This is a genomic window from Labrys wisconsinensis (assembly GCF_030814995.1).
Classification (GTDB): domain Bacteria; phylum Pseudomonadota; class Alphaproteobacteria; order Rhizobiales; family Labraceae; genus Labrys; species Labrys wisconsinensis.
The window spans coordinates 453,714-472,617 of the sequence record NZ_JAUSVX010000001.1 but is presented as its reverse complement, the minus strand read 5'-3'; the positions used below and the strand labels follow the sequence as shown (position 1 = coordinate 472,617).

At 71.7% G+C, this 18,904-nt stretch carries 20 protein-coding genes and 1 pseudogene; 7 read left to right on the top strand and 14 right to left on the bottom strand.

Annotated features, from left to right (window positions below; all coding sequences use genetic code 11):
- Positions 1 to 237 precede the first annotated feature (237 nt).
- The 3 genes from rplT to QO011_RS02115 all read right to left on the bottom strand — a co-directional run bounded on the left by rplT (position 238) and on the right by QO011_RS02115 (position 1,745).
- A complete protein-coding gene (rplT, locus tag QO011_RS02125) occupies positions 238 to 594 on the bottom strand; it encodes a 50S ribosomal protein L20 (protein WP_307267018.1) in 357 nt (118 codons plus the stop codon).
- A 37-nt stretch (positions 595 to 631) separates the two neighbouring features.
- Positions 632 to 832, bottom strand: a complete 201-nt coding sequence (rpmI, locus tag QO011_RS02120; RefSeq protein WP_307267015.1) for a 50S ribosomal protein L35 — start codon at positions 830 to 832, stop codon at positions 632 to 634.
- Between the two features lie 286 nt (positions 833 to 1,118).
- Positions 1,119 to 1,745, bottom strand: a complete 627-nt coding sequence (locus tag QO011_RS02115; protein ID WP_307267010.1) for a TetR/AcrR family transcriptional regulator — start codon at positions 1,743 to 1,745, stop codon at positions 1,119 to 1,121.
- 169 nt (positions 1,746 to 1,914) lie between these two features.
- On the opposite strand from QO011_RS02115, the pseudogene QO011_RS02110 reads away from it, so the two are divergent.
- Both QO011_RS02110 and QO011_RS02105 read left to right on the top strand, forming a co-directional pair.
- Positions 1,915 to 2,061, top strand: a pseudogene (locus QO011_RS02110) (FAD binding domain-containing protein); the annotation flags it as partial.
- Positions 2,058 to 4,292 carry a xanthine dehydrogenase family protein molybdopterin-binding subunit gene (locus tag QO011_RS02105; RefSeq protein ID WP_307267008.1) on the top strand — a complete coding sequence of 745 codons (2,235 nt, stop codon included), beginning with the start codon at positions 2,058 to 2,060 and terminating at the stop codon, positions 4,290 to 4,292. The pseudogene QO011_RS02110 and the gene QO011_RS02105, both read left to right, overlap by 4 nt.
- Positions 4,293 to 4,325: 33 nt before the next feature.
- Here the strand turns inward: QO011_RS02105 and QO011_RS02100 are convergent, their stop codons facing one another.
- Together QO011_RS02100 and QO011_RS02095 are read right to left on the bottom strand one after the other, a co-directional pair.
- Positions 4,326 to 4,937 carry a glutathione S-transferase family protein gene (locus QO011_RS02100; protein WP_307267005.1) on the bottom strand — a complete coding sequence of 204 codons (612 nt, stop codon included), beginning with the start codon at positions 4,935 to 4,937 and terminating at the stop codon, positions 4,326 to 4,328.
- A 67-nt stretch (positions 4,938 to 5,004) separates the two neighbouring features.
- Positions 5,005 to 5,745 (bottom strand): M48 family metallopeptidase, encoded by a 741-nt coding sequence (locus QO011_RS02095; protein WP_307267003.1) that lies wholly within the window; start codon positions 5,743 to 5,745, stop codon positions 5,005 to 5,007.
- 88 nt (positions 5,746 to 5,833) lie between these two features.
- On the opposite strand from QO011_RS02095, the gene epmA reads away from it, so the two are divergent.
- Positions 5,834 to 6,880, top strand: a complete 1,047-nt coding sequence (epmA, locus tag QO011_RS02090; protein WP_307267001.1) for an EF-P lysine aminoacylase EpmA — start codon at positions 5,834 to 5,836, stop codon at positions 6,878 to 6,880.
- A 270-nt stretch (positions 6,881 to 7,150) separates the two neighbouring features.
- On the opposite strand, the gene QO011_RS02085 is transcribed toward epmA, so the two are convergent.
- Entirely contained in the window at positions 7,151 to 7,408 is a 258-nt protein-coding gene (locus tag QO011_RS02085; protein WP_307266998.1) for a BQ00720 family protein, read from the bottom strand.
- A 66-nt stretch (positions 7,409 to 7,474) separates the two neighbouring features.
- Entirely contained in the window at positions 7,475 to 7,903 is a 429-nt protein-coding gene (locus QO011_RS02080; RefSeq protein ID WP_307266995.1) for an Hsp20 family protein, read from the bottom strand.
- A gap of 183 nt (positions 7,904 to 8,086) precedes the next feature.
- Here QO011_RS02080 and QO011_RS02075 point away from each other — a divergent pair, with 183 nt between their 5' ends.
- Positions 8,087 to 9,409 carry a cobyrinic acid a,c-diamide synthase CobB gene (locus QO011_RS02075; protein ID WP_307266992.1) on the top strand — a complete coding sequence of 441 codons (1,323 nt, stop codon included), beginning with the start codon at positions 8,087 to 8,089 and terminating at the stop codon, positions 9,407 to 9,409.
- Between the two features lie 230 nt (positions 9,410 to 9,639).
- Here QO011_RS02075 and hisE read toward each other — a convergent pair whose 3' ends face one another.
- Complete coding sequence (gene hisE / locus QO011_RS02070; RefSeq protein WP_307266990.1) at positions 9,640 to 9,984, bottom strand: phosphoribosyl-ATP diphosphatase; 345 nt, start codon at positions 9,982 to 9,984, stop codon at positions 9,640 to 9,642.
- 163 nt (positions 9,985 to 10,147) lie between these two features.
- Between hisE and QO011_RS02065 the strand changes: the two genes are divergently transcribed.
- Positions 10,148 to 11,098: a DMT family transporter gene (locus tag QO011_RS02065; RefSeq protein WP_307266989.1), complete on the top strand. Its 951-nt coding sequence runs from the start codon at positions 10,148 to 10,150 to the stop codon at positions 11,096 to 11,098.
- A 61-nt stretch (positions 11,099 to 11,159) separates the two neighbouring features.
- Complete coding sequence (gene hrcA, locus QO011_RS02060) at positions 11,160 to 12,233, top strand: heat-inducible transcriptional repressor HrcA (RefSeq protein WP_370881887.1); 1,074 nt, start codon at positions 11,160 to 11,162, stop codon at positions 12,231 to 12,233.
- A gap of 4 nt (positions 12,234 to 12,237) precedes the next feature.
- Here the strand turns inward: hrcA and QO011_RS02055 are convergent, their stop codons facing one another.
- The 5 genes from QO011_RS02055 to QO011_RS02035 all read right to left on the bottom strand — a co-directional run bounded on the left by QO011_RS02055 (position 12,238) and on the right by QO011_RS02035 (position 16,959).
- Complete coding sequence (locus QO011_RS02055) at positions 12,238 to 13,110, bottom strand: efflux RND transporter periplasmic adaptor subunit (protein WP_307266986.1); 873 nt, start codon at positions 13,108 to 13,110, stop codon at positions 12,238 to 12,240.
- Positions 13,107 to 13,316 carry a DUF1656 domain-containing protein gene (locus QO011_RS02050; RefSeq protein WP_307266983.1) on the bottom strand — a complete coding sequence of 70 codons (210 nt, stop codon included), beginning with the start codon at positions 13,314 to 13,316 and terminating at the stop codon, positions 13,107 to 13,109. The genes QO011_RS02055 and QO011_RS02050 overlap by 4 nt, the downstream gene beginning before the upstream one ends.
- Positions 13,317 to 13,324: 8 nt before the next feature.
- Positions 13,325 to 15,391 carry an FUSC family protein gene (locus QO011_RS02045; RefSeq protein WP_307266981.1) on the bottom strand — a complete coding sequence of 689 codons (2,067 nt, stop codon included), beginning with the start codon at positions 15,389 to 15,391 and terminating at the stop codon, positions 13,325 to 13,327.
- On the bottom strand, positions 15,391 to 15,864 hold the full coding sequence (locus tag QO011_RS02040) for a MarR family winged helix-turn-helix transcriptional regulator (RefSeq protein WP_307266979.1): 474 nt from the start codon (positions 15,862 to 15,864) through the stop codon (positions 15,391 to 15,393). Before QO011_RS02040 ends, QO011_RS02045 begins: the two co-directional genes overlap by 1 nt.
- 108 nt (positions 15,865 to 15,972) lie before the next feature.
- Positions 15,973 to 16,959, bottom strand: coding sequence for a GlxA family transcriptional regulator (locus QO011_RS02035; RefSeq protein ID WP_307266977.1), 987 nt, complete (start codon positions 16,957 to 16,959; stop codon positions 15,973 to 15,975).
- A gap of 212 nt (positions 16,960 to 17,171) precedes the next feature.
- Between QO011_RS02035 and QO011_RS02030 the strand changes: the two genes are divergently transcribed.
- On the top strand, positions 17,172 to 18,326 hold the full coding sequence (locus tag QO011_RS02030; protein ID WP_307266975.1) for a diphosphate--fructose-6-phosphate 1-phosphotransferase: 1,155 nt from the start codon (positions 17,172 to 17,174) through the stop codon (positions 18,324 to 18,326).
- A 4-nt stretch (positions 18,327 to 18,330) separates the two neighbouring features.
- Here the strand turns inward: QO011_RS02030 and mog are convergent, their stop codons facing one another.
- On the bottom strand, positions 18,331 to 18,858 hold the full coding sequence (gene mog, locus QO011_RS02025; RefSeq protein WP_307266973.1) for a molybdopterin adenylyltransferase: 528 nt from the start codon (positions 18,856 to 18,858) through the stop codon (positions 18,331 to 18,333).
- Positions 18,859 to 18,904: the final 46 nt, after the last annotated feature.

The window sequence follows — 18,904 nt, the reverse complement described above, 5'->3', positions numbered from 1 at the left end:
ATGCCGTCAGGACTGACCAATGTCTCACGATTACCACCTCTCATCATCCAAGAGAATGTTCTCGAGGGCCAGGGCAACAGATGATCGTTGCGGAAATGTGGCGGGGTCATCCACGGCACCGACAACCGCACCGTCATGGAGCCTCGGCGCCGATCGCGGTTTCGCGCCGGGCCGCGCGACAAAAAACCGCCGCGGAGCCCGCGGCGGGTTCTTCGAAAACGGCTGGAAGCCGGTCGATCAGGCGGCGACGGCCTTGACCTTGTCGACCAGGGCCTTGAAGGCCTCGGGCTCGCGGATGGCGAGGTCCGACAGCACCTTGCGGTCGATCTCGATGCCTGCCTTGACCAGGCCGGCGATGAACTTGGAATAGGTCAGGCCGAACTCGCGGACCGCGGCGTTGACGCGCTGGATCCAGAGCGCGCGGAAGGTGCGCTTCTTCTGCTTGCGGCCGATATAGGCGTATTGCATGGAGCGATCCACCGCCTGCTTGGCGATGCGGATCGTGTTCTTGCGGCGACCGTAAAAGCCCTTGGCGGCCTTCAGGGTCTTCTTGTGCTTGGCATGGGACGTAACGCCCCGTTTCACGCGCGACATGGCTGATCTCCTGGTTTGTGCTTTATGCCTGCGGCGATCAGCCGTTGGGCAGGAAGTACTTCTTCACGTTCTCGCCGTCCGACTTGAACAGGACGCGCGTGCCGCGAAGGTTGCGGATCTGCTTGTTGGTCCGCTTGATCATGCCGTGCCGTTTGCCCTGCTGGGCATAGACCACCTTGCCTGTGCCGGTGATCTTGAAGCGCTTCTTGGCGCCCGACTTCGTCTTCATCTTGGGCATTTTGCTCGTCTCCGAAATGATAAAGGGCGCCGGGATCGCAATGATCCAGTCGCCCATGCAGCCTGACGATGGTGAAACCGTCCGAGCCATGCGCATCGCCACGGCAGCCCTTATCAGCCGGTCGATGCGGGGAGGCGTTCTCATAGTCGGGTGCGCGGCAAAAATCAATGGCGCCGTCCGGGGATAAGTAAGGCGGTTCGTCATGGGCGGGACGAGCCCGGCCATGACGGCTGAAAGCGCGGCGCACCTGTCTGCGGACGTCCAACTACGTTGGCGCCGGCGTGCTTCAGCCTCCCGCCGCCTTCGGCGCGCCGTGGCGCAGGCCGTCCATCAGGAGCCCGACCAGGCGGCGGGAGCGGGCCTGCCACTCCGGCGAGTCCGGCGCCGAATAGATGCCGGAGAGCGCCTGCAGCACGTCGGCATGGTCGACGTCGCCGCGGATCCTGCCCTCGGCGACGGCGGCCTCGACCAGGCGCTGCAGCGCCACGGGGATCTTGCGATAAGTGTCGGCGAGCCGCTCGCCGTGGCTCTCCAGCAGGATGCGCAGGCTCTTGGCCATGCCGCGCTTGGCGGCGATATAGCCGACGAAGCGCTGCATCCACTCGGCCAGAGCCACGTCGGCGGGGTGGCGGGCCGCCAGCTCCTCCGCGGCGGCGCAGAGCGCCTCGACCTCGCGGCGATAGAGCACTTCCACCAGGTGCTCGCGGGTGGGGAAGTGCCGGTAGAGCGTGCCGATGCCGACGCCGGCGCGGCGCGCGATCTCCTCCAGCGAGGCGTCGACGCCCTGCTCGGCGAAGAGCGCGGCGGCGACCTCGACGAGCTTCTCGCGGTTGCGGCGCGCATCGGCGCGCAGCCGCCTCTCACTGGACGAAGGCGGCGCCCCGGGGGGCGCGGCCGAGGGCTCGACGGCCACGATCGACTCCAACGCGCGACGGGCTTGAACCGGACGCGGCAAGCCTCTATGTTGATCAAACGGAGGCTCCTCCGCTTACTGTATCCGGAACCGCCTCCGTTCATTATTCCACCACGCGTCCGACATGTCATGCCTTTTCGATCGCCGCGATCGCGGTCCGAAGGCAGGAGGAGCGGTCCCGGCAGCCGATGCCGGACCGGGGGCGGGCCGCCTCGCCGTCGAGGGCGCCGTCGACCGCGGCGCCAACCACCACAAGATCGAGCTTGCGCCGCGTGTCGTGGCGCGCGCCATCCTGACCATCGGAGGCCTGACATGAGCGTCCAGGAGAGAGTGAAGCACGGCGATGCCGCGGACGGAGCGAGCGCGCTCGGGGCACGGCTGGCCCGCCTCGACGGCGCGGCCAAGGTGCGGGGCGCCGCCACCTCCGCGCTCGAGCATCCCATCGAGGGCCTCGCCCATGCCGTGACGGTGCAGAGCACCATCCCCGCCGGCCGGGTGCTGGCGATCGACACGGCGGCGGCGGAGGCCGCGCCGGGCGTGCTGCTCGTGCTGACGCCGGACAATGCCCTGCGCCTCGCCTCGGCCTCGAGCTGGCTCGGCACGCCGCCGCCCGACCGGCCCTACGAGCCGCTGGCGCGCACCGTCACCTTCAGCGGCCAGCATGTCGCCGCCGTGGTGGCCGAGACCTTCGAGCAGGCGACCGCCGCGGCGGCGCTGGTCCGCGTCACCTGCGAGGCCGCACCCGCCATCGCCGATCTCGACGACCCGCGGGCCGGCGAGGGCCTGCCGATCGAGCGGCTCTCCATGGCCTGGGGCGACGCGGAGGCGGCGCTGGCGACGGCGCCGGTCCGCATCGAGCGGGACTATACGACGCCGCGCGAATACAATGTGCCGATCGAGCCGAACGGCCTGATCGCCCGCTGGGACGGCGACGCCCTCACCCTGTGGGAGCCGAGCCAATGGCTCGACGGCATGGCCCGCACCTATGCCGAATGGTTCGGCGTGCCGTTCGAGAACGTCCGGCTGATCTCGCCCTATATCGGCGGCGGCTTCGGCTCCAAGGCGCTGGCCTATGCCCATGGCGCCATCGCGGCGATGGCGGCGAAGATGCTGGGCCGGCCGGTCAAGCTCGCCATCACCCGGGCGCAGGGCTTCACCGCCTATGGCGGACGGCCGGCGACGCGCCAGACCCTGGCGCTCGGCGCCACGCGCGAGGGCAAGCTCGTCTCGATCGTGCACCGCGGCGTCAACGAGACCTCGATCGACGGGTTGGCGGTCGAGACGCTGGGCTCGGTCACCGCGATCATGTACGCGACGCCGAACTTCTCCTCGCGCCAGAGCGTGGTGCCGGTCAACACCGTGCTGCCGGGGCCGCTCAGGGCGCCGGGCGAGAACCCGAGCGCCTTCGGCATCGAATGCGCCATCGACGAGCTCGCCTGGGAGGTCCGCCTCGACCCGCTCGCCATCCGCCTGCTCAACTATGCCGAGGAGGACCCGCATGCGAGGAAGCCCTGGTCGACGCGGCAGCTGCGCGAAGCCTTCGCCGCCGGCGCCGACGCCTTCGGCTGGTGGGAGCGCCCGCTCGCGCCGCGCTCGATGCGGCGCGGCAACCGCCTGATCGGCTGGGGCCTTGCCGCCGGCACCTATCCCGTGCGCCGCACGCCGGGCGAGGCGCTGGTGCGCATCCTCGGCGACGGCCGGGTCGAGGTCGCCTCGAGCGGCACCGACATGGGCACCGGCACCTACACGATCCTGGCCCAGACGGCGGCCGATGCGGTCGGCGTGCCGGTCGAGCACGTCACGGTCAGCCTCGGGGATTCCGCCCTGCCGCGGGCACCGGTCTCCGGCGGCTCGCAGCTCGCCAACCTGATGACGGTGGCCGTGCACAAGGCGGCGCTCGCCGCCCGCGACGAGCTGATCGGCCTCGTCATCAACCAGCCCGGCTCGCCCTTCGGCGCCGTGCAGGCCAACACGCTCGTGGTCGCCGACGGCTTCGTCTCGGCGCCGCGCGGCGACGGGCCGCGCATCGCCCTGGCCGAGCTGATGCGCCGGCTCGGGCGCGAGCGCATCGAGGCGCTGCGCGACATGCTGTCGCCGACCGACGGCGATTATTCCCTGCACAGCTGGTGCGCGCATTTCGTCGAGGTGGCGGTGGACGAGGATTTCGGCACGGTGCGGGTGACGCGCATGGTGTCGGCCTTCGACTCCGGTCGGCTCTACAATCCGAAGCTGGCGGAGAGCCAGTGGAAAGGCGGCATCATCATGGGTATCGGCCAGGCCCTGCTGGAGGAAGGCATCGTCGATCCGCGCCATGCCCGCCTGGCCAACGCCAACCTGGCGGACTACCTCGTCGCCACCAATGCCGACATTCCCGGCCTGGAGGTGATCTCGGTCGGCGTGCCCGATCCGCACGCCTCCGTGCTCGGCGGCAAGGGGGTGGGCGAGCTCGGCATCGTCGGGGTGGCGCCGGCGATCGCCAACGCCGTGTTCCACGCCACCGGCCGGCGGGTGCGCGACCTGCCGATCACCCTGGACAAGCTGATCTGAGGCCGGGGGCGGGGGGCTTCGCCCGGCGCCGCCTCAGCCGGCGGCCAGCGCCATCTCCTTCCGGATGTAGCGCTGGAAGGCCGGCCGCGCCTGGAGCCGCCCGAGATAGGCCTGGAACACCGGGCGGTCGGCCAGCGCGCCGAGGATGTGCACGGCGTAGTGGATGCCGCTGCCGATCTGGGTGTCGGCGGCGGTGAAGGCTTCGCCCGCGATATAGGGGCGTGCTGCCAGCGTCTTCTCCAGATTGGCGACCATGTCGTCGTAGAGGCCGAAGGAATAGTCGTTCGAGGTGGCGACCGCGAGCCCGCGCATCCTGCCGGCGATCACGGGGTCGAACACGGCGTCGCTGTAGACCAGCCAGGTGAGCCAGGCGGCGCGGCCGGCATCGCCGACCGGCGGCGCCAGCCCGGCCTGCGGGAAGGCGTCGGCGAGATAGATGCAGATCGCCGCCCGCTCGGTCACGACGGTCCCGTCGTGCACGATGGCCGGCACCTTCTTGCTCGGCTGGATGGCGCGATAGGTTTCCGGCGCGCCGCCCGGCGCGCGGATGTCGACGATCTCGGTTTTGTACTCTGCCCCGAGCTCTTCCAGCAGCCAGTGGATGCTCGAGGAACGCGAGCGCGGCGAGTGGTAGAAGGTGATCATGGCGTCCTCCCTCGGATCGACGCCTGACGTATCAGCATCCTGCTGCCAGCCTCGTGTCAGCAGCGCTTCAGCCGTAGCGATGCAGCTCGGCGCCGTGCGCCTTCAGCCAGGCCTTGGCCTGCGGCGTGTGCGGACACAGCGTCTGGCACAGCCGCCAGAAGCGCAGCGAGTGGTTCATCTCCTTGAGATGGGCCACTTCGTGGGCCGCGAGATAATCGAGCACGAAGGGCGGCGCGAGGATCAGCCGCCAGGAGAAGGCCAGCGCCCCCGAGGAGGAGCACGAGCCCCAGCGGCTCGCCGTGTCCTTGACGCTGACCGGGCCGTGCTTGGCGCCGATGGCGGCGCAATGACGCTCCACCGCCTTGCGCAGGTCTGCCAGGGCCTGGCGCTTCAGCCAGTCGGTGAGCCGGCGCGGCAGATGCGGGGCGTCGCCCGCCACGACGAGCAGCGGCGGGGTGCCATCCTCCAGCTTCACCGTGCCGCGACCCTCCGGCCGATGCGTGATGCGGTGGGGAACCCCACGCAGGGGCACGAGCGCCCCGTCGGCGAAGGCGACGTCCTCGGCGAACTTGTGCAGGCGCGCCGCGATCCAGCCGGCATGCTTTTCGGCGAAGGCCTTGGCCGTGGCGAGGCTGCCGCGCATCGGCATGGACAGCACCACGTCGCGCTGGGCCGTGCGCACCCGGAGCGTGTAGCGCCGGGCCGCCGCCAGGCGCCGGACCGTGATGGGATAGGTGGCTGCGCCGATCCGGACCTCGATACGGGTCGGGTCGGGCGGCGGCGCGGTGCGGCGGAAGAGCTGGAGCATGGGCGATTCGAGCTGCATCATAGCAGAGGCGTTGCGGCTTTCGCATGGCGCCCTGGCCTTTGCGGCGGCGAGGGACTAAGCAGCCGGCATGACCGATGCCTCCGCCTGGTGGCGGCCTCATGTGCACGAGGACCGCCGGCCCTTCCTCCTCGCCCGCAACCGCATCGCCGCGGCCCTGCGTGCCTTCTTCGCGGCGGACGGCTTCGTCGAGGTCGAGGGCGCGATCCTGCAGGTCTCGCCGGGCAACGAGACCCATCTCCACGCCTTCGCCACCGAGCTGGTCGGCCCGGACCTGACGACCCAGCGGCGTTATCTCCACACCTCGCCGGAATTCGCCTGCAAGAAGCTGCTGGCGGCCGGCGAGACCCGCATCTTCGATTTTGCCCGCGTGTTCCGCAACCGCGAGCGCACGGCGACGCATCATCCCGAGTTCACCATGCTGGAATGGTACCGGGCGGGCGAGGGTTACGAGGCGCTGATGGCGGACTGTGCCGCGATCCTGGCCCTTGCGGCCGAGACGACGGGCCGGCGGCGCTTCGCCTTCCGCGGCCGCGCCGCCGATCCCTTCGCGACGCCGGAGCGGCTCACCGTGGCGGCGGCCTTCCAGGCCTTCGCCGGCATCGACCTGCCGGCGACCGTCGATGCCGCCGGCACCGGCGACCGCGAGGCCCTGGCGGACGCCGCGCGCGCCGCCGGGACGCGGGTGGCGGCGGACGACAGCTGGTTGGACATCTATTCCAGGGTGCTGGTCGAGCGGATCGAGCCGCATCTGGGGCAGGGGCGGGCGACGATCCTGTGCGACTATCCCCTCAGCGAGGCGGCGCTCGCCCGTCCCGCGCCGCACGATCCGCGCTTCGCCGAGCGCTTCGAGCTCTATGCCTGCGGCCTGGAGCTCGCCAATGCCTTCGGCGAGCTGACCGACCCGGCGGAGCAGCGCCGGCGCTTCGAGGCGGACATGGCGGAGAAGGAGCGCATCTATGGCGAGCGCTACCCCCTGGACGAGGCGTTCCTGGCCGCGCTGGCGCTGATGCCGCCGGCGAGCGGCATCGCGCTCGGCTTCGACCGGCTGGCGATGCTGGCCACCGGCGCGAGCCGCATCGAGCAGGTGATCTGGACGCCTGTGGCCGAGGCCTGAAGCGGCTCAACCCTCCGGGAAGTCGGCGCCGTGGCCCATCGGACGCCGTGGCGGCCCATCGTCGAGGATCGGGGCGGACGGATGCAGGGCGCGTCCTCGGGGAGGGATGGCGGGCAGGGCTTCTGCGCGGGAACCGGGATGCACGGCCGGGGAGGGGCAACGCGGCGTGGACGGAAAAGCCGGCCAGCCCCCGACCGGGCGATCGGGTTCTACGCACCGCAACTCGACTGCGACGTCCGGAGGAGAGGCTCCACCGGGCGTCGAACAACCTCAATGCACGGCGAGCGGCGTCAGCTCGTTTTCCCAGGCGTTCGCCACCGCGGCCTCCCGGGAGTCGGAGATCATGATCGGCGTGCCGTCGGCGGCGTTGAGGGTGAACAGCTTGATGCCGGGACGGATCTCGCCGACCTGCGGATAGAGGCGCGCCGCGTCCTCCGACATGATCGGGCGGACATAGGCGATGTGGCCGGCGCCGAGGGCCGCCAGCATTTCCGGCGTGGGCGCAAGAGACTTGTCGTTCTGGGTCATGATGCCCTCCTGAACGTGGCAGCTCGCAGTATGAACGTGCAAGGTGCGCAAAAGGTTACGTGTGGATCAGTCGCGGACCGCGATGTCGATCTTCTTGGCGACCCGTTCGGGCTCGGGCCGGATGAGATCGACCGACAGCAGCCCGTTCCTGAGGTCGGCGCCCATCACCTCCATGCCGTCGGCGAGGAGGAAGGTGCGCTGGAACTGGCGGGCGGCGATGCCGCGGTGGAGGAACACGCGGCTCTTGTCGTCCTGCTGGCGGCCGCGGATGACGAGCTGGTTCTCCTCCACCGATACGTCGAGCTCCTCGCGGGTGAAGCCGGCGACGGCGAGCGTGATGCGCAGCCGCTCCGGCGGCCGGTCGGGCGAGCCCACGCGCTCGATATTGTAGGGAGGATAGCCGTCTCCCGCCGACTTCGCGACCCGATCGAGCGCCCGCTCGATCTCGTCGAAGCCCAGCAGGAAGGGCGAATTCAGCGTCGGTACGCGCGACATCTCAAAGTCCTCGCTGGAAGCGACTTTGGAGCGGAGACCCTGTCGGCATCGCCGCCCGGCGGGGGTTCCCGCCATGGTCGATATGGGCATGGCCGGCAGGCGGCGCAAGGGCGGTTGCGCCGCCGCACCCCGGCGAGCCAGCCGGCCCTTGCATGGCAGGCCCGCACGCGGCAGGAACGGGGCATGACCGCTCCCGGCCTCCTCGTCGCTGCTCCCCGCTCCGGCTCCGGCAAGACCACGCTGGTGCTCGGCCTCCTCAGGGCCCTCGCCCGCACCGGCACCGTCGTCCAGCCGATGAAGTGCGGGCCGGACTATATCGATCCCGGCTTCCACGCGGTGGCTGCAGGGCGCACCAGCCGCAATCTCGACGGCTGGGCCATGCGGCCGGCCCTGTTGGACGGGCTCGTTGCCGCAGCGTCCGCATCGGCCGATCTCGTGGTCTGCGAGGCGCTGATGGGCCTGTTCGACGGCGTCGCCGCGCCCGGCGCCACCGACGACGGCTCCTCCGCCGGCATCGCGGCGCGGACCGGCTGGCCGGTGCTGCTGGTGCTCGACGTCTCCGGCCAGAGCCAGTCGGCCGGGGCCGTGGCCAAGGGCTTCGCCACCTTCCGGCCCGATGTGGCGGTGGCGGGCGTGGTGCTCAACAAGGCGGCGAGCGAGCGCCACCTCGCCCTGGCGCGCCGCGGCATCGAGGCGGCCGGCCTCCCCGTGGTCGGCGCCCTGCCGCGCCGGCCCGATCTGGTGCTGCCCGAGCGCCATCTCGGTCTGGTCCAGGCCGAGGAGACGCCCGGGCTGGAGCGCATCCTCGACGACCTCGCCGACTTCGTCGCCGCCCATGTCGACCTTGCCGCGGTGCGCGCCCTGGCGCAACCGGCGGCGGCCGGTCCGGCGGCGCCGGGCGCCGGGCTCGATCCGCCGGGCCAGCGCATCGCCCTGGCGCGCGATGCCGCTTTCTCTTTCGTCTATCCCCATCTCCTGGAAGGCTGGCGCGCCGCCGGCGCCGAGATCGTGCCCTTCTCGCCGCTGGCGGACGAGGCGCCGGACCCCGGCGCCGACATCGCCTGGCTGCCGGGCGGCTATCCCGAGCTGCATGCCGGGCGGCTGGCGGCGAACACGCGCTTCCTCGACGGCCTGCGCCGCTTCGCCGCGACCCGGCCAGTGCACGGCGAGTGCGGCGGCTACATGACGCTCGGCCGGGTGCTGGTCGACGCCGACGGCGTGCCCCATGCCATGGCCGGCCTGCTCGACCTCGAGACCAGCTTCGCCAGGCGGCGCATGTCGCTGGGCTACCGCCATGCCCGCCTCGCCGTGGACGGCCCGCTCGGGCGGGCGGGCAGCGCCTTGCGCGGCCACGAGTTCCACTATGCGACGACGCTCCATGCCGGCGACGAGGCGCCGTTCCGGGTGACGGACGCCAACGGGACGGACCTCGGCCCGATGGGCGGCCGGCGCGGCCTGGTCACGGGCTCGTTCTTCCACGTGATCGACCGGGCAGGGACGGGGTAGTCGGCGCGCCCGGTGCGGGCCGCGTCCGACATCTCCAGAGGGAACGATCCGCCCGTCTCCCCGACGCAGGTTCGCCCGGAGCGGCGAACATCCCGGCTCCCGTCATGACGATCGCCGTCGTGAGCGCGTTCAGCCAGGTCGCCGTCAATTGGTCCGCCAGTATGGAGCAGGCTCATTCCTTCCCGCGGATGCTCCGGCCTCGACGCAACCGGGGTTCGATGGACCAGCCCTCAGGCCGCGGTCACGTTCTGCAACAGGGACGGGCCCTTGGGCAGCTTCTCGGCGACGCCCATCATCTTCTCGCGCCGGGCGAGCTCGGCCCAGACATCCGCCGGCCTGATGCCGGCACCGGCCCAGAGGACGCAGAGATTGTAGAGCAGGTCGGCGCTCTCCAGGATCACGGCGGAGCGGTTGCCCTGCACTGCGTCGAGCGCCACCTCGGCCGCCTCCTCCGCCAGCTTCTTGGCCATCTTCGGCATGCCGTCGCGGAACAGCTTGGCGGTCCGCGATCGCTCGGGCGCGGCATGACGCAAGGCGAGCACGCTGTCGTAGAGATGGGCGATGGCGTCCGACATGGCGATTCCACGATTCGTGACGTGCAGTAAGGCGAATATTGCCCCGAGCCGCAATGCAATACCGTTAACGCAGAACCAGATCTGTGAAAAACAGCACAGCCGTACCAATTGTATCGCAAGTTTCGGATGGCGCGCCGGTGCGATTGGCGGCAAGACGGGAGGCATGACCGACACCCCGCTGACACTGCCCTCCCACCGCCCGGCCGCCATCGCCTCCGGCGACTGGCTGCTGCTCCTCGCCCTTTCGGTGCTGTGGGGCGGCTCCTTCTTCTTCTCCAAGGTGGCGCTCGCCGAGGTGCCGCCGCTGACCATGGTGCTGATCCGGGTCGGTCTGGCCGCCGCGGCCCTGCTGGCGGTGCTTCGGGCCACGGGCCAGACGCTGCCGCGCCAGCCTTCCGTCTGGGCCGCCTTCTTCGGCATGGGCTTCCTCAACAACCTCCTGCCGTTCAGCCTGATCTTCTGGGGCCAGACCCAGATCGCTTCGGGGCTGGCGGCGATCCTCAACGCCACCACGCCGCTGTTCACCGTGGTGGTCGCCCATTGGCTGACCGCGGACGAGAAGGCGACGGGCGGCCGGGTGGCCGGGGTGCTGCTCGGCTTCGCCGGCGTTGCCGCCATGATCGGGCCGGGCCTCGCCGGGCGGCTCTCCGGCGGCGTCCTCGGCGAGCTCGCCTGCCTCGGCGCGGCGCTGTCCTACGCCTTTGCCGGCATTTTCGGCCGGCGCTTCCGCCGCCTCGGCGTGCCGCCGCTGACCACCGCCTTCGGCCAGCTGGCCGCGACCACGGCGATGATGCTGCCGATCGCCGCCCTCGCCGACGGCTTCTGGCGGCTGCCGATGCCCTCCGGCACGACCTGGGCGGCGCTCATCGCCCTGGCGCTCGCCTCCACGGCGCTCGCCTATGTCATCTTCTTCCGTCTGCTCGGGCGCATCGGCGCCACAAACCTCGCGCTCGTCACCTTCCTGATCCCGGTCTCGGCCATCCTGCTCGGCGGGCTGGTGCTGGGCGAGCGCCTGGCGCCGGCGCAGTTCGCGGGCATGGCGCTGATCGGTCTCGGCCTCGCCGCGATCGACGGGCGGGCCTGGCGGCTGGCGAAGCGTCGTCGCGGGGATTGAAATCGGGGCGCCCACCCCCCAAGATCGAGGCATGGAAGGAAATCCTTCGCAGTCCCCGCCGATGTCCGCCATGACGCTCGTCACCTCCGGAGAGCTCGCCCAGCTCAACGAGCGCTCGCGCGAGATCTTCCGCCAGATCGTCGAGAGCTATCTCGCCACCGGCGAGCCGATCGGCTCGCGCAACATCTCGCGGCTGCTGCCCTCGACGCTGTCGCCCGCCTCGGTGCGCAACGTGATGCAGGACCTGGAGATGCTCGGCCTGGTGCAGGCGCCGCACACCAGCGCCGGGCGCATGCCGACGGAGCTGGGCCTGCGCTTCTTCGTCGATGCCATGCTGGAGTTCGGCGACCTCGCCGCCGCCGACCGGGCGCGGATCGATGCCCAGGTGCGGGCCTCCTCGCGCACCCTGGAAGGCGTGCTGACCGAGGCCTCCACCCTGCTCTCGGGCCTGTCGCGCGGCGCCGGCGTCGTCGTCACCACCAAGCGCGACCCGCGCCTCAAGCACCTCGAATTCGTGCGGCTGGAGCCGACGCGGGCCCTGGTCGTGCTGGTCGCCGAGGACGGGGCGGTGGAGAACCGGGTGGTCGACATCCCCCTCGGCCTGCCGACCTCGGCGCTGGTGGAGGCGTCGAACTATCTCAACGCCCGCCTGCGCGGCCGCACCCTGGCCGAGCTGCAGGTCGAGACGCAGAAGGAGCTGGAGGCGGGCCGGGCCGAGCTCGACACCCTGACGGCGCGCGTGGTCGCCGACGGGCTGGCGAGCTGGGGCGGCAGCGGCGAAGGCCTGCCGCAGCAGCTGATCGTGCGCGGCCAGGCCAATCTGCTCGAAGACCTCAAGGCGGCGGACGACCTGGAGCGCATCCGCCTGCTGTTCGCCGATATCGAGGCCAAGAAGGACCTGATCGACCTGCTCGGCCGGGCCGAGGCCGGCGACGGCGTGCGCATCTTCATCGGCTCGGAGAACAAGCTGTTCTCGCTCTCCGGCTCCTCGATGATCGCCGCCCCGTTCCGGGACGCCTCGCAGCAGATCGTCGGCGTGCTCGGCGTCATCGGCCCGACCCGGCTGAACTATGCCCGGGTGGTGCCGATGGTCGATTATACCGCCAGGGTGGTGGGGCGGCTCCTGGGCGGCTGACGGTTCAGCCTGCCGGCTTGACGGCGACGGTGGCGGTGAGGCCGGCGACCAGGCGCACGCCCTCCGGCACCGGGTCGAGCTTGATGCGGATCGGCACGCGCTGGGCCAGGCGCACCCAGCTGAAGGTCGGGTTGATGCTGGCCATCAGGCTGGAGCCGTCGCTGCGCTCGCGGTCCTCGATGCCACCGGCGATGCTCTCGACACGGCCGGTGAGCGTCGCGGCCTGCCCCATCAGATGGATCTCGACGGGGTCGCCGAGGCGGATGCGCGCCAGCCTCGTCTCCTCGAAATAGCCCTCCACCCGGAGGCTGTCGCTGTCGACCAGCGCCATGACGGCCTTGCCGGCGGTGACGTAGTCGCCGGGGTTGAGCGACATGTTGGTGATGATGCCGTTGGCGGGCGCGTGGATCTCGGACCGCTCGAGGTTGAGGCGGGCGATGTCGCGGTTGGCCAGGGCCTGGGCATAGGAGGCCTCGGCGGTGGCCTGCGCCGCCTGCGCCTGCTCGATCTTCTGCTGGGAGGCGACATCCCTGCCGAGCTGCTGGTAGCGCACCGCATCGCGCCGGGCCTGGTCGAGGCTCGCCTTCTGGCCCGCCACCGCCGCTTCGGCGAGCTGCAGCGCCAGCTCGAAGCGCTGCCGGTCGATGCGCAGCAGCACGTCGCCCCTGTGCACGGCCTGATTGTCTCTGACCAGCACCTCGCTGACGAGGCCGGAGACGTCGGGCGTGACGCCGACCACGTCGGCCCGGACATGGCCGTCGCGGGTCCAGGGCTCGTTCATGTAGGTGTCCCAGGCGCGCCAGCCGGCGCCGGCGGCGGCCGCGACCACGACGAGGGTGAGAAGGACACGTCCGAGGACGGAGAGGAAGCGTTTCACGACACGAACCGTTGAGTGAGCGCGGCGAGGCCGCTGAGAAGGATGACGAACAGCGCCACGTCGAACGGGGCGGGGTGCCAGACGAGGCGGTAGGCGCCGGCCCAGGCGAGCAGCCGGCGCAGGACCAGCTGCAGGGCGAAGGCGAGGCAGGCCAGCACCAGCGCGCCGGGCACATAGACGCCGAAGAGGTCGAGATCGTTGATCATGGCGGCTCCTATTCCGCGGCGATCGGCAGGGCGGCGGCGAGCGGACCCAGGCGCAGCGGGCCGGGTGCGTGGGGGAACAGGGCGCGGCGCAGGCCGACCAGGGCCTGCAGGCCGGCGCGCTCGCCGGTGCCGATCCGCGCCTCGGTCAAGGCCGCGAGCGCGGCATCGACGGCGCGCAGGAGGCTTTCCGGCGCCGGCTCGGCCCGGCCGGTGGCGACACGCCGGCCGAAGGCCGCGGCGACGCCGTCGAGCACCGCGTCGAGGGACGGGTGGAGCCCCGCCGGCAGGGCCGGGCGGATGCGCTGGAGGTCCAGAATGTTCATGCCGATGCGCAGCTCCGCCAGCCCGTCGGCGGCCGCGACGTCGGGGTCGGCGGTCTGCGCCAGCCGCGGCACGAGCTGGCCGAGGCGGTCGAACACCCGGCCGGCGAACACGTCGGGATCCCGGTTCGCGCCGCCGCGCGCCGTGGCGGCGATGTCGGCCCAGCCGGCACGCACCAGGCGGCGCGCCGCGAAGGCCGCGCCGAAGGGGCGCGTCACCAGCGACCAGACGAGGCCGAACAGCCCGCCGGCGACCGAGGCGATGTTGCCGTTGGCGAAGGTGGCGAAGTCGGCGCTGTAGCTCGCCTGCAGGCCGACGAAGGAGGCGGTGTTCACGGCCAGCAGCATGGCGATCATGGTGAATTGCGGCCGCGTCACCAGCGTGCCGACGATGAGGAAGGGCACGGCGAAGACCGCCACCAGCATGGGAAAATCGTGCACGGCGGGCAGGATGGCGAAGAGGTAGACGGCGGAGGCGACGACGCTCACCCCCATCCAGATCACGAAGCTGCGGATCTGGGGCGCCGGGTTGTCGAGGGCGGCGAAGAAGGAGCAACCGACCGCCGTCATGATGACGCAGCCGGCGCCCTGGTCCCAGCCGGTGGCGATCCAGACGAAGCAGGCGGCGAGGGTCGCCAGCACCACCGAGCCGGCCGAGAACAGCAGCAGGCCGAAATCGTAATGGGGCCGGGCGCCGACGGTGCGGCGGTGGCGGAAGGCCGGCTTCCAGCGGTCGGCGCGGTGGCCGAGCGTGATCCGCCGCTGCAGGGCGCGGCAGTCCTGCCAGAGATCGACCAGCTCCTTCAGCCGCTCCAGGGCGCTGGAGAGCACCAGCCCGTCCCAGTCGCGGGCCGCCGCGCCGCGCGGCTCCAGGGCGGCGAGAGCCTGCTGCAGGCGGTCGACCTCATCGGGCGCGGCCTCGGGGCCGGCCTCCATCCAGGCGAGGATGCCGGCGGTGACGGCGGCGAGCCCGGCCGGCTCCGCGCCATTGGCCCGGACCGCTTCGAGCCGGTCGGCGAGCGAGGAGAGGATCGGCAGCAGCACGGCCATGCGCCCGCGCAGCTCGCGCGCCTGCCGCGTCGCGACCGGCGTGGCGGCATCGTAGGCGATCTGGCTGATCAGCATGTCCATGGCGCGGATGTCGGCGGCGAGGCGCTGGCGCTCGCGCGTCGCGCCGGTCGCCCCCTCGCGCCGGAGGATCGCCCCGGCCCAGGCGCCGGCATCGCGCAGCCAGGCCGCGGCCTGGGCGCCGAGCACCGGGCCGACACGGACGGGAAGCACCAGGGCGAAGACCAGGCTGGCGCAGACGATGCCGAGGGTGATCTCCTCGGTGCGCGCCACGGCGACGTCGAAGATGGTGCCGGGCTCGGACACGGTGGGCAGGGCGATCAGCGGCAGGCTGTAGCCGGCCAGCATGAAGACGTAGCTGCGCGGCGTGCGGTCGAGCAGCGAGACGAACAGGAAGCCGCCGGTCCACAGCGCCACCGCCAGGCTGAAGAGTTCCGGTGTGTCGGCGAGCGGCGGCAGCAGCAGGATCGAGCCGGCCGCGCCGAGCAGGGTGCCGAGGGCGCGGTAGAGCGCCTTGGAGGTGGTGGCGCCGGAGAGCGGATTGGCGACGACATAGACCGCCGCCATCGCCCAGTAGGGGCGGGACAGGCCGGCCGCCAGGGCGATCCAGAGCGCCAGCATGGAGGCGAGGAAGGCCTTGGCCGAGAACAGCCAGTCGCGCCAGGTCGGAAGCGCCGCGGTCGGCATCACAGGGCGGCCTCCGCCATCGCGGCCGCCTCGGCCCCGCGGCCGACAGCCGCGTCGAAGGCCCGGAACACGCGCAGGGCCGCCTCGAGGTCCTCGCGGCTGACGTCGGCGAGGACGCGAGTCCGCAGCGCCACCAGCTCGCGCTCGATGCGCTGGGTGGTGCGGCGGCCCCGGGCCGTCAGCCAGAGCGTCTTGGCGCGCCGGTCGGCGGCGTCGTCGCGGCGTTCGACCAGGTCGCCGGCGCAGAGCTGGTCGAGGAGGCGCACCAGCGAGGGCCCCTCGATGCCGACCTCCTCGGCCACCACGCCCTGGCGCACGCCTTCGCCAAGGCGCCCGATGATGATCAGGGGCTGGGCGCAGGCTTCGGATATGCCGTGGGTGGCGGTGACGTCCTGCACCAGGCGGCGCCAGTGGCGGCCGACCTTGTGCATGGTGCTGGTCACGGCGAGGCGCAGGCTGTCGAGCTCGGTCATGACGATAAGATAGTATGCTAATTAATAGCATGCAATCATTATCGTGCGGGCGCGGTGTCGCGTGCCGCGCCGCTGCGGCCTCGGCTGGAAAAGAGCGGGGCGGAGGGGTCAGCGCGGAGCGGGCGCCTGCGCCGGCTCGATCCGATCCTGCCGCGGGGCGATGCCGAAATGGCCGCGATAGGAGCGCGACAGGCAGGAGGCGGAGGAGTAGCCGCAGGCCATGGCGATCTCCATCACGCTCATGTCGGTCTGGCGCAGCAGGCCGCGGGCGCGCTCCAGGCGCAGCTTGAGGTAATAGGCCGACGGGGACTCCTTGAGCTGGGCCCGGAACAGGCGCTCGAGCTGACGTGGCGAGACGCCGGAGAGGCCGGCGAGCCGGCGGGCGTCGAGCGGCGTCTCCAGATGCCCTTCCATCGCTTCGACCACGCGCAGCAGCTTGCCGTTGACCACGCCCAGGCGCCTGGGCAGGCTCATGCGCTGGCGGTCGTGGCGGTCGCGGATGCGATCGTGGATGAACTGTTCGGAGACCGCCACCGCCAGGGACTGGCCGTGCTTGCGGGCGATCATGTCCAGCATCAGGTCGAGCGCCGCGGTGCCGCCGGCACAGGTGAAGCGGTTGCCGCCGACCTCGAACAGCGCCTCGCTGATGGCGATGTCGGGGAAGGCCTCGGCGAAGCCGGGCGCCGCCTCCCAGTGCATGGTGGCGCTCGCCCCTTCCAGGAGGCCGGCGGCCGCCAGGATCCAGGCGCCGGTGTCGAGCGCGCCGATGGTGGTGCCACGCCGGGCCAGGCGTCGCAGCGCCGCCAGCGTCGGCTTGCCCGCGCCCTTTTCCGGCTCGAAGCTGGCGCAGACGATCAGCGTCGGGATCGCGGCGAGGTCGGCCAGGCGCCTCTCCACCGGCAGGGCCATGCCGCCGGAGGAGGCGACGGGCGCGCCGTCGACCGACGCGGTGTGCCAGCTGAACAGCCTCCGGCCGGAGAGGCGGTTGGCGACGCGCAGCGGCTCGACAGCGGCCGAGAAGGCCATCATCGAGAATTGCGGCACGAGCAGGAAGCCGATCGGCTCGGGGCCGGGACCGGGATAGGGCTTGAACATCGGCGGACGCAGGGTCGAGAGAGCCGGACGCCCGGCCCGGGCCGCGCGACAATATCGGCCGGCAAGACCGGCGCTAAGCGGAATCTCGCGCTGCTGCGGCGGCGCTGCCGCGAGGACGGGGCCGGGCCGATCGTGTACCCTGGCGTCGCGCCGACGGCCGCCCGTCCCACCGGGGCCGGGTGCGCTCGGGGCATCTTGCGTGGGGAGGAGCCATGTCGTCGATCGTCATCGCCCAGGGCGGCGGCCCGACCGCCGTGATCAACGAGACGCTGCGCGGGGCGGTGCTCGCCGCGCGCCGCCGCGACCCGGCGCTGCGCATCCTCGGCGCCCGCTTCGGGGTGCGCGGCCTCACCGCCGGCGACATGGTCGACCTCGGCGCCCTCTCCGACGCCGACCTCGCGCGCCTCGGCCGCACGCCCAATGCGGCGCTCGGCAGCACCCGCGACAAGCCGGACCCGGCGGCCTGCGACGCCATCCTCGCCGCGCTCGATGCTCTCTCGGCCCGCGCCTTCGTCTATATCGGCGGCAACGACACCGCCGGCACGCTGGAGCTGCTGCGCCGCCGCTCGGCCGGCGGCCGCAGCTTCGTGCACGCGCCCAAGACCATCGACAACGACCTGGAAGCCAATGACCACGTCCCCGGCTTCATCTCCGCCGGCCTGTTCGTGGCCCAGGCCTTCGCCAGCATGGAGCTCGATTTCCGCGCCATGCCGGGCATCTATGTCGCGATCGTCATGGGCCGCCACGCCGGCTTCCTGACCGCAGCGCCCACGGCCTGGCAGCGCCGGGAGGAGGATGCGCCGCACCTGGTCTATGCTCCCGAGCACCCCTTCTCGCTGCCGCGCTTCCTGGAGGAGGTCGCCGCGGTCCACGACCGGCTCGGGCGCTGCGTCGTCGCCATGTCCGAGGGCGTGCAGGACGAGACGGGCCGGCCGCTGGCGGAGGCGCTGGCCGGCGCGGCGGAGCGCGACGCGCACGGCAATCTGCAGCTCACCGGCGGCGATCTCGGCCTCGCCGTCCAGGCGGCGCTGAAGGCCCGCTTCCCCAAGGCGCGGGCCCGCGTCGACACGCTCGGCTATCTCCCGCGCGGCTATCTCGGCGTGATCGACGAGACCGACAGGCGGGAGGCCCTTGCCGCCGGACAGTTCGCCGCCGAAAGCGCCTTCGAGACCAGCGGATCGGTGGCGCTGCAGTTCGACGGCAGCCGGACCGCACCCGCGCTGGTGCCGCTCGAAGCCGTGGCGGGCCGGACGCGGCACATGCCGGCCGCCTTCTTTGCCGGGCCGAGCACTATTTCCGAGGAGGGACGGGCCTATTTCCGGCGGCTGCTGCCGCTGCGGCCGGACCTGTTCGCGCCCTTCGTCTGAGGAGTCAGGCGCCGGGGCGGAAGGCCTTGCAGAGCGCGGGATCGGTGGTCAGGTACGGCCCGCCGATCAGGTCGATGCAATAGGGGATGGCGGGGAAGACCGCCGCAAGGCACTGGCGGATCGAGGCCGGCTTGCCCGGCAGGTTGACGATCAGCGACGAGCCGCGGATGCCGGCGGTCTGGCGCGAGAGGATCGCCGTCGACACATATTTCAGGCTCTCCTGGCGCATCAGCTCGCCGAAGCCTGGCAGCATCTTGTTGCAGACCGCCTCGGTCGCCTCGGGCGTGACGTCGCGCCGCGCCGGGCCGGTGCCGCCGGTGGTGCAGACCAGGGCGCAGCCCTCCGCATCGCAGAGCGCGATCAGCGCCGCCTCGATGCCGGTCCGGTCGTCGGGGATGATCCGGGCGACCGCCTGCCAGGGCGAGGTCAGCACCTCGCCGAGATAGGCCTCGATCGCCGGGCCGCTCCGGTCTTCGTAGACGCCGGCGCTGGCCCGGTCGGACAGGGTGAGGATGCCGATCTTGGCCGTCATGCGCGCTCCGGTGCCCGGCAGGTCGGCGCCAGTCCCTCAGAACCGG

What these genes read in the sequence shown, in the direction of transcription:
- rplT (WP_307267018.1), bottom strand. Translation starts at nt 594, where the DNA reads ATGTCGCGCGTGAAACGGGGCGTTACGTCCCATGCCAAGCACAAGAAG.
- rpmI (WP_307267015.1), bottom strand. Translation starts at nt 832, where the DNA reads ATGCCCAAGATGAAGACGAAGTCGGGCGCCAAGAAGCGCTTCAAGATC.
- QO011_RS02105 (WP_307267008.1), top strand. Translation starts at nt 2,058, where the DNA reads ATGAGCGTCCAGGAGAGAGTGAAGCACGGCGATGCCGCGGACGGAGCG.
- QO011_RS02100 (WP_307267005.1), bottom strand. Translation starts at nt 4,937, where the DNA reads ATGATCACCTTCTACCACTCGCCGCGCTCGCGTTCCTCGAGCATCCAC.
- QO011_RS02095 (WP_307267003.1), bottom strand. Translation starts at nt 5,745, where the DNA reads ATGCTCCAGCTCTTCCGCCGCACCGCGCCGCCGCCCGACCCGACCCGT.
- epmA (WP_307267001.1), top strand. Translation starts at nt 5,834, where the DNA reads ATGACCGATGCCTCCGCCTGGTGGCGGCCTCATGTGCACGAGGACCGC.
- QO011_RS02085 (WP_307266998.1), bottom strand. Translation starts at nt 7,408, where the DNA reads ATGACCCAGAACGACAAGTCTCTTGCGCCCACGCCGGAAATGCTGGCG.
- QO011_RS02080 (WP_307266995.1), bottom strand. Translation starts at nt 7,903, where the DNA reads ATGTCGCGCGTACCGACGCTGAATTCGCCCTTCCTGCTGGGCTTCGAC.
- QO011_RS02075 (WP_307266992.1), top strand. Translation starts at nt 8,087, where the DNA reads ATGACCGCTCCCGGCCTCCTCGTCGCTGCTCCCCGCTCCGGCTCCGGC.
- hisE (WP_307266990.1), bottom strand. Translation starts at nt 9,984, where the DNA reads ATGTCGGACGCCATCGCCCATCTCTACGACAGCGTGCTCGCCTTGCGT.
- QO011_RS02065 (WP_307266989.1), top strand. Translation starts at nt 10,148, where the DNA reads ATGACCGACACCCCGCTGACACTGCCCTCCCACCGCCCGGCCGCCATC.
- hrcA (WP_370881887.1), top strand. Translation starts at nt 11,160, where the DNA reads ATGTCCGCCATGACGCTCGTCACCTCCGGAGAGCTCGCCCAGCTCAAC.
- QO011_RS02050 (WP_307266983.1), bottom strand. Translation starts at nt 13,316, where the DNA reads ATGATCAACGATCTCGACCTCTTCGGCGTCTATGTGCCCGGCGCGCTG.
- QO011_RS02045 (WP_307266981.1), bottom strand. Translation starts at nt 15,391, where the DNA reads ATGCCGACCGCGGCGCTTCCGACCTGGCGCGACTGGCTGTTCTCGGCC.
- QO011_RS02040 (WP_307266979.1), bottom strand. Translation starts at nt 15,864, where the DNA reads ATGACCGAGCTCGACAGCCTGCGCCTCGCCGTGACCAGCACCATGCAC.
- QO011_RS02035 (WP_307266977.1), bottom strand. Translation starts at nt 16,959, where the DNA reads ATGTTCAAGCCCTATCCCGGTCCCGGCCCCGAGCCGATCGGCTTCCTG.
- QO011_RS02030 (WP_307266975.1), top strand. Translation starts at nt 17,172, where the DNA reads ATGTCGTCGATCGTCATCGCCCAGGGCGGCGGCCCGACCGCCGTGATC.
- mog (WP_307266973.1), bottom strand. Translation starts at nt 18,858, where the DNA reads ATGACGGCCAAGATCGGCATCCTCACCCTGTCCGACCGGGCCAGCGCC.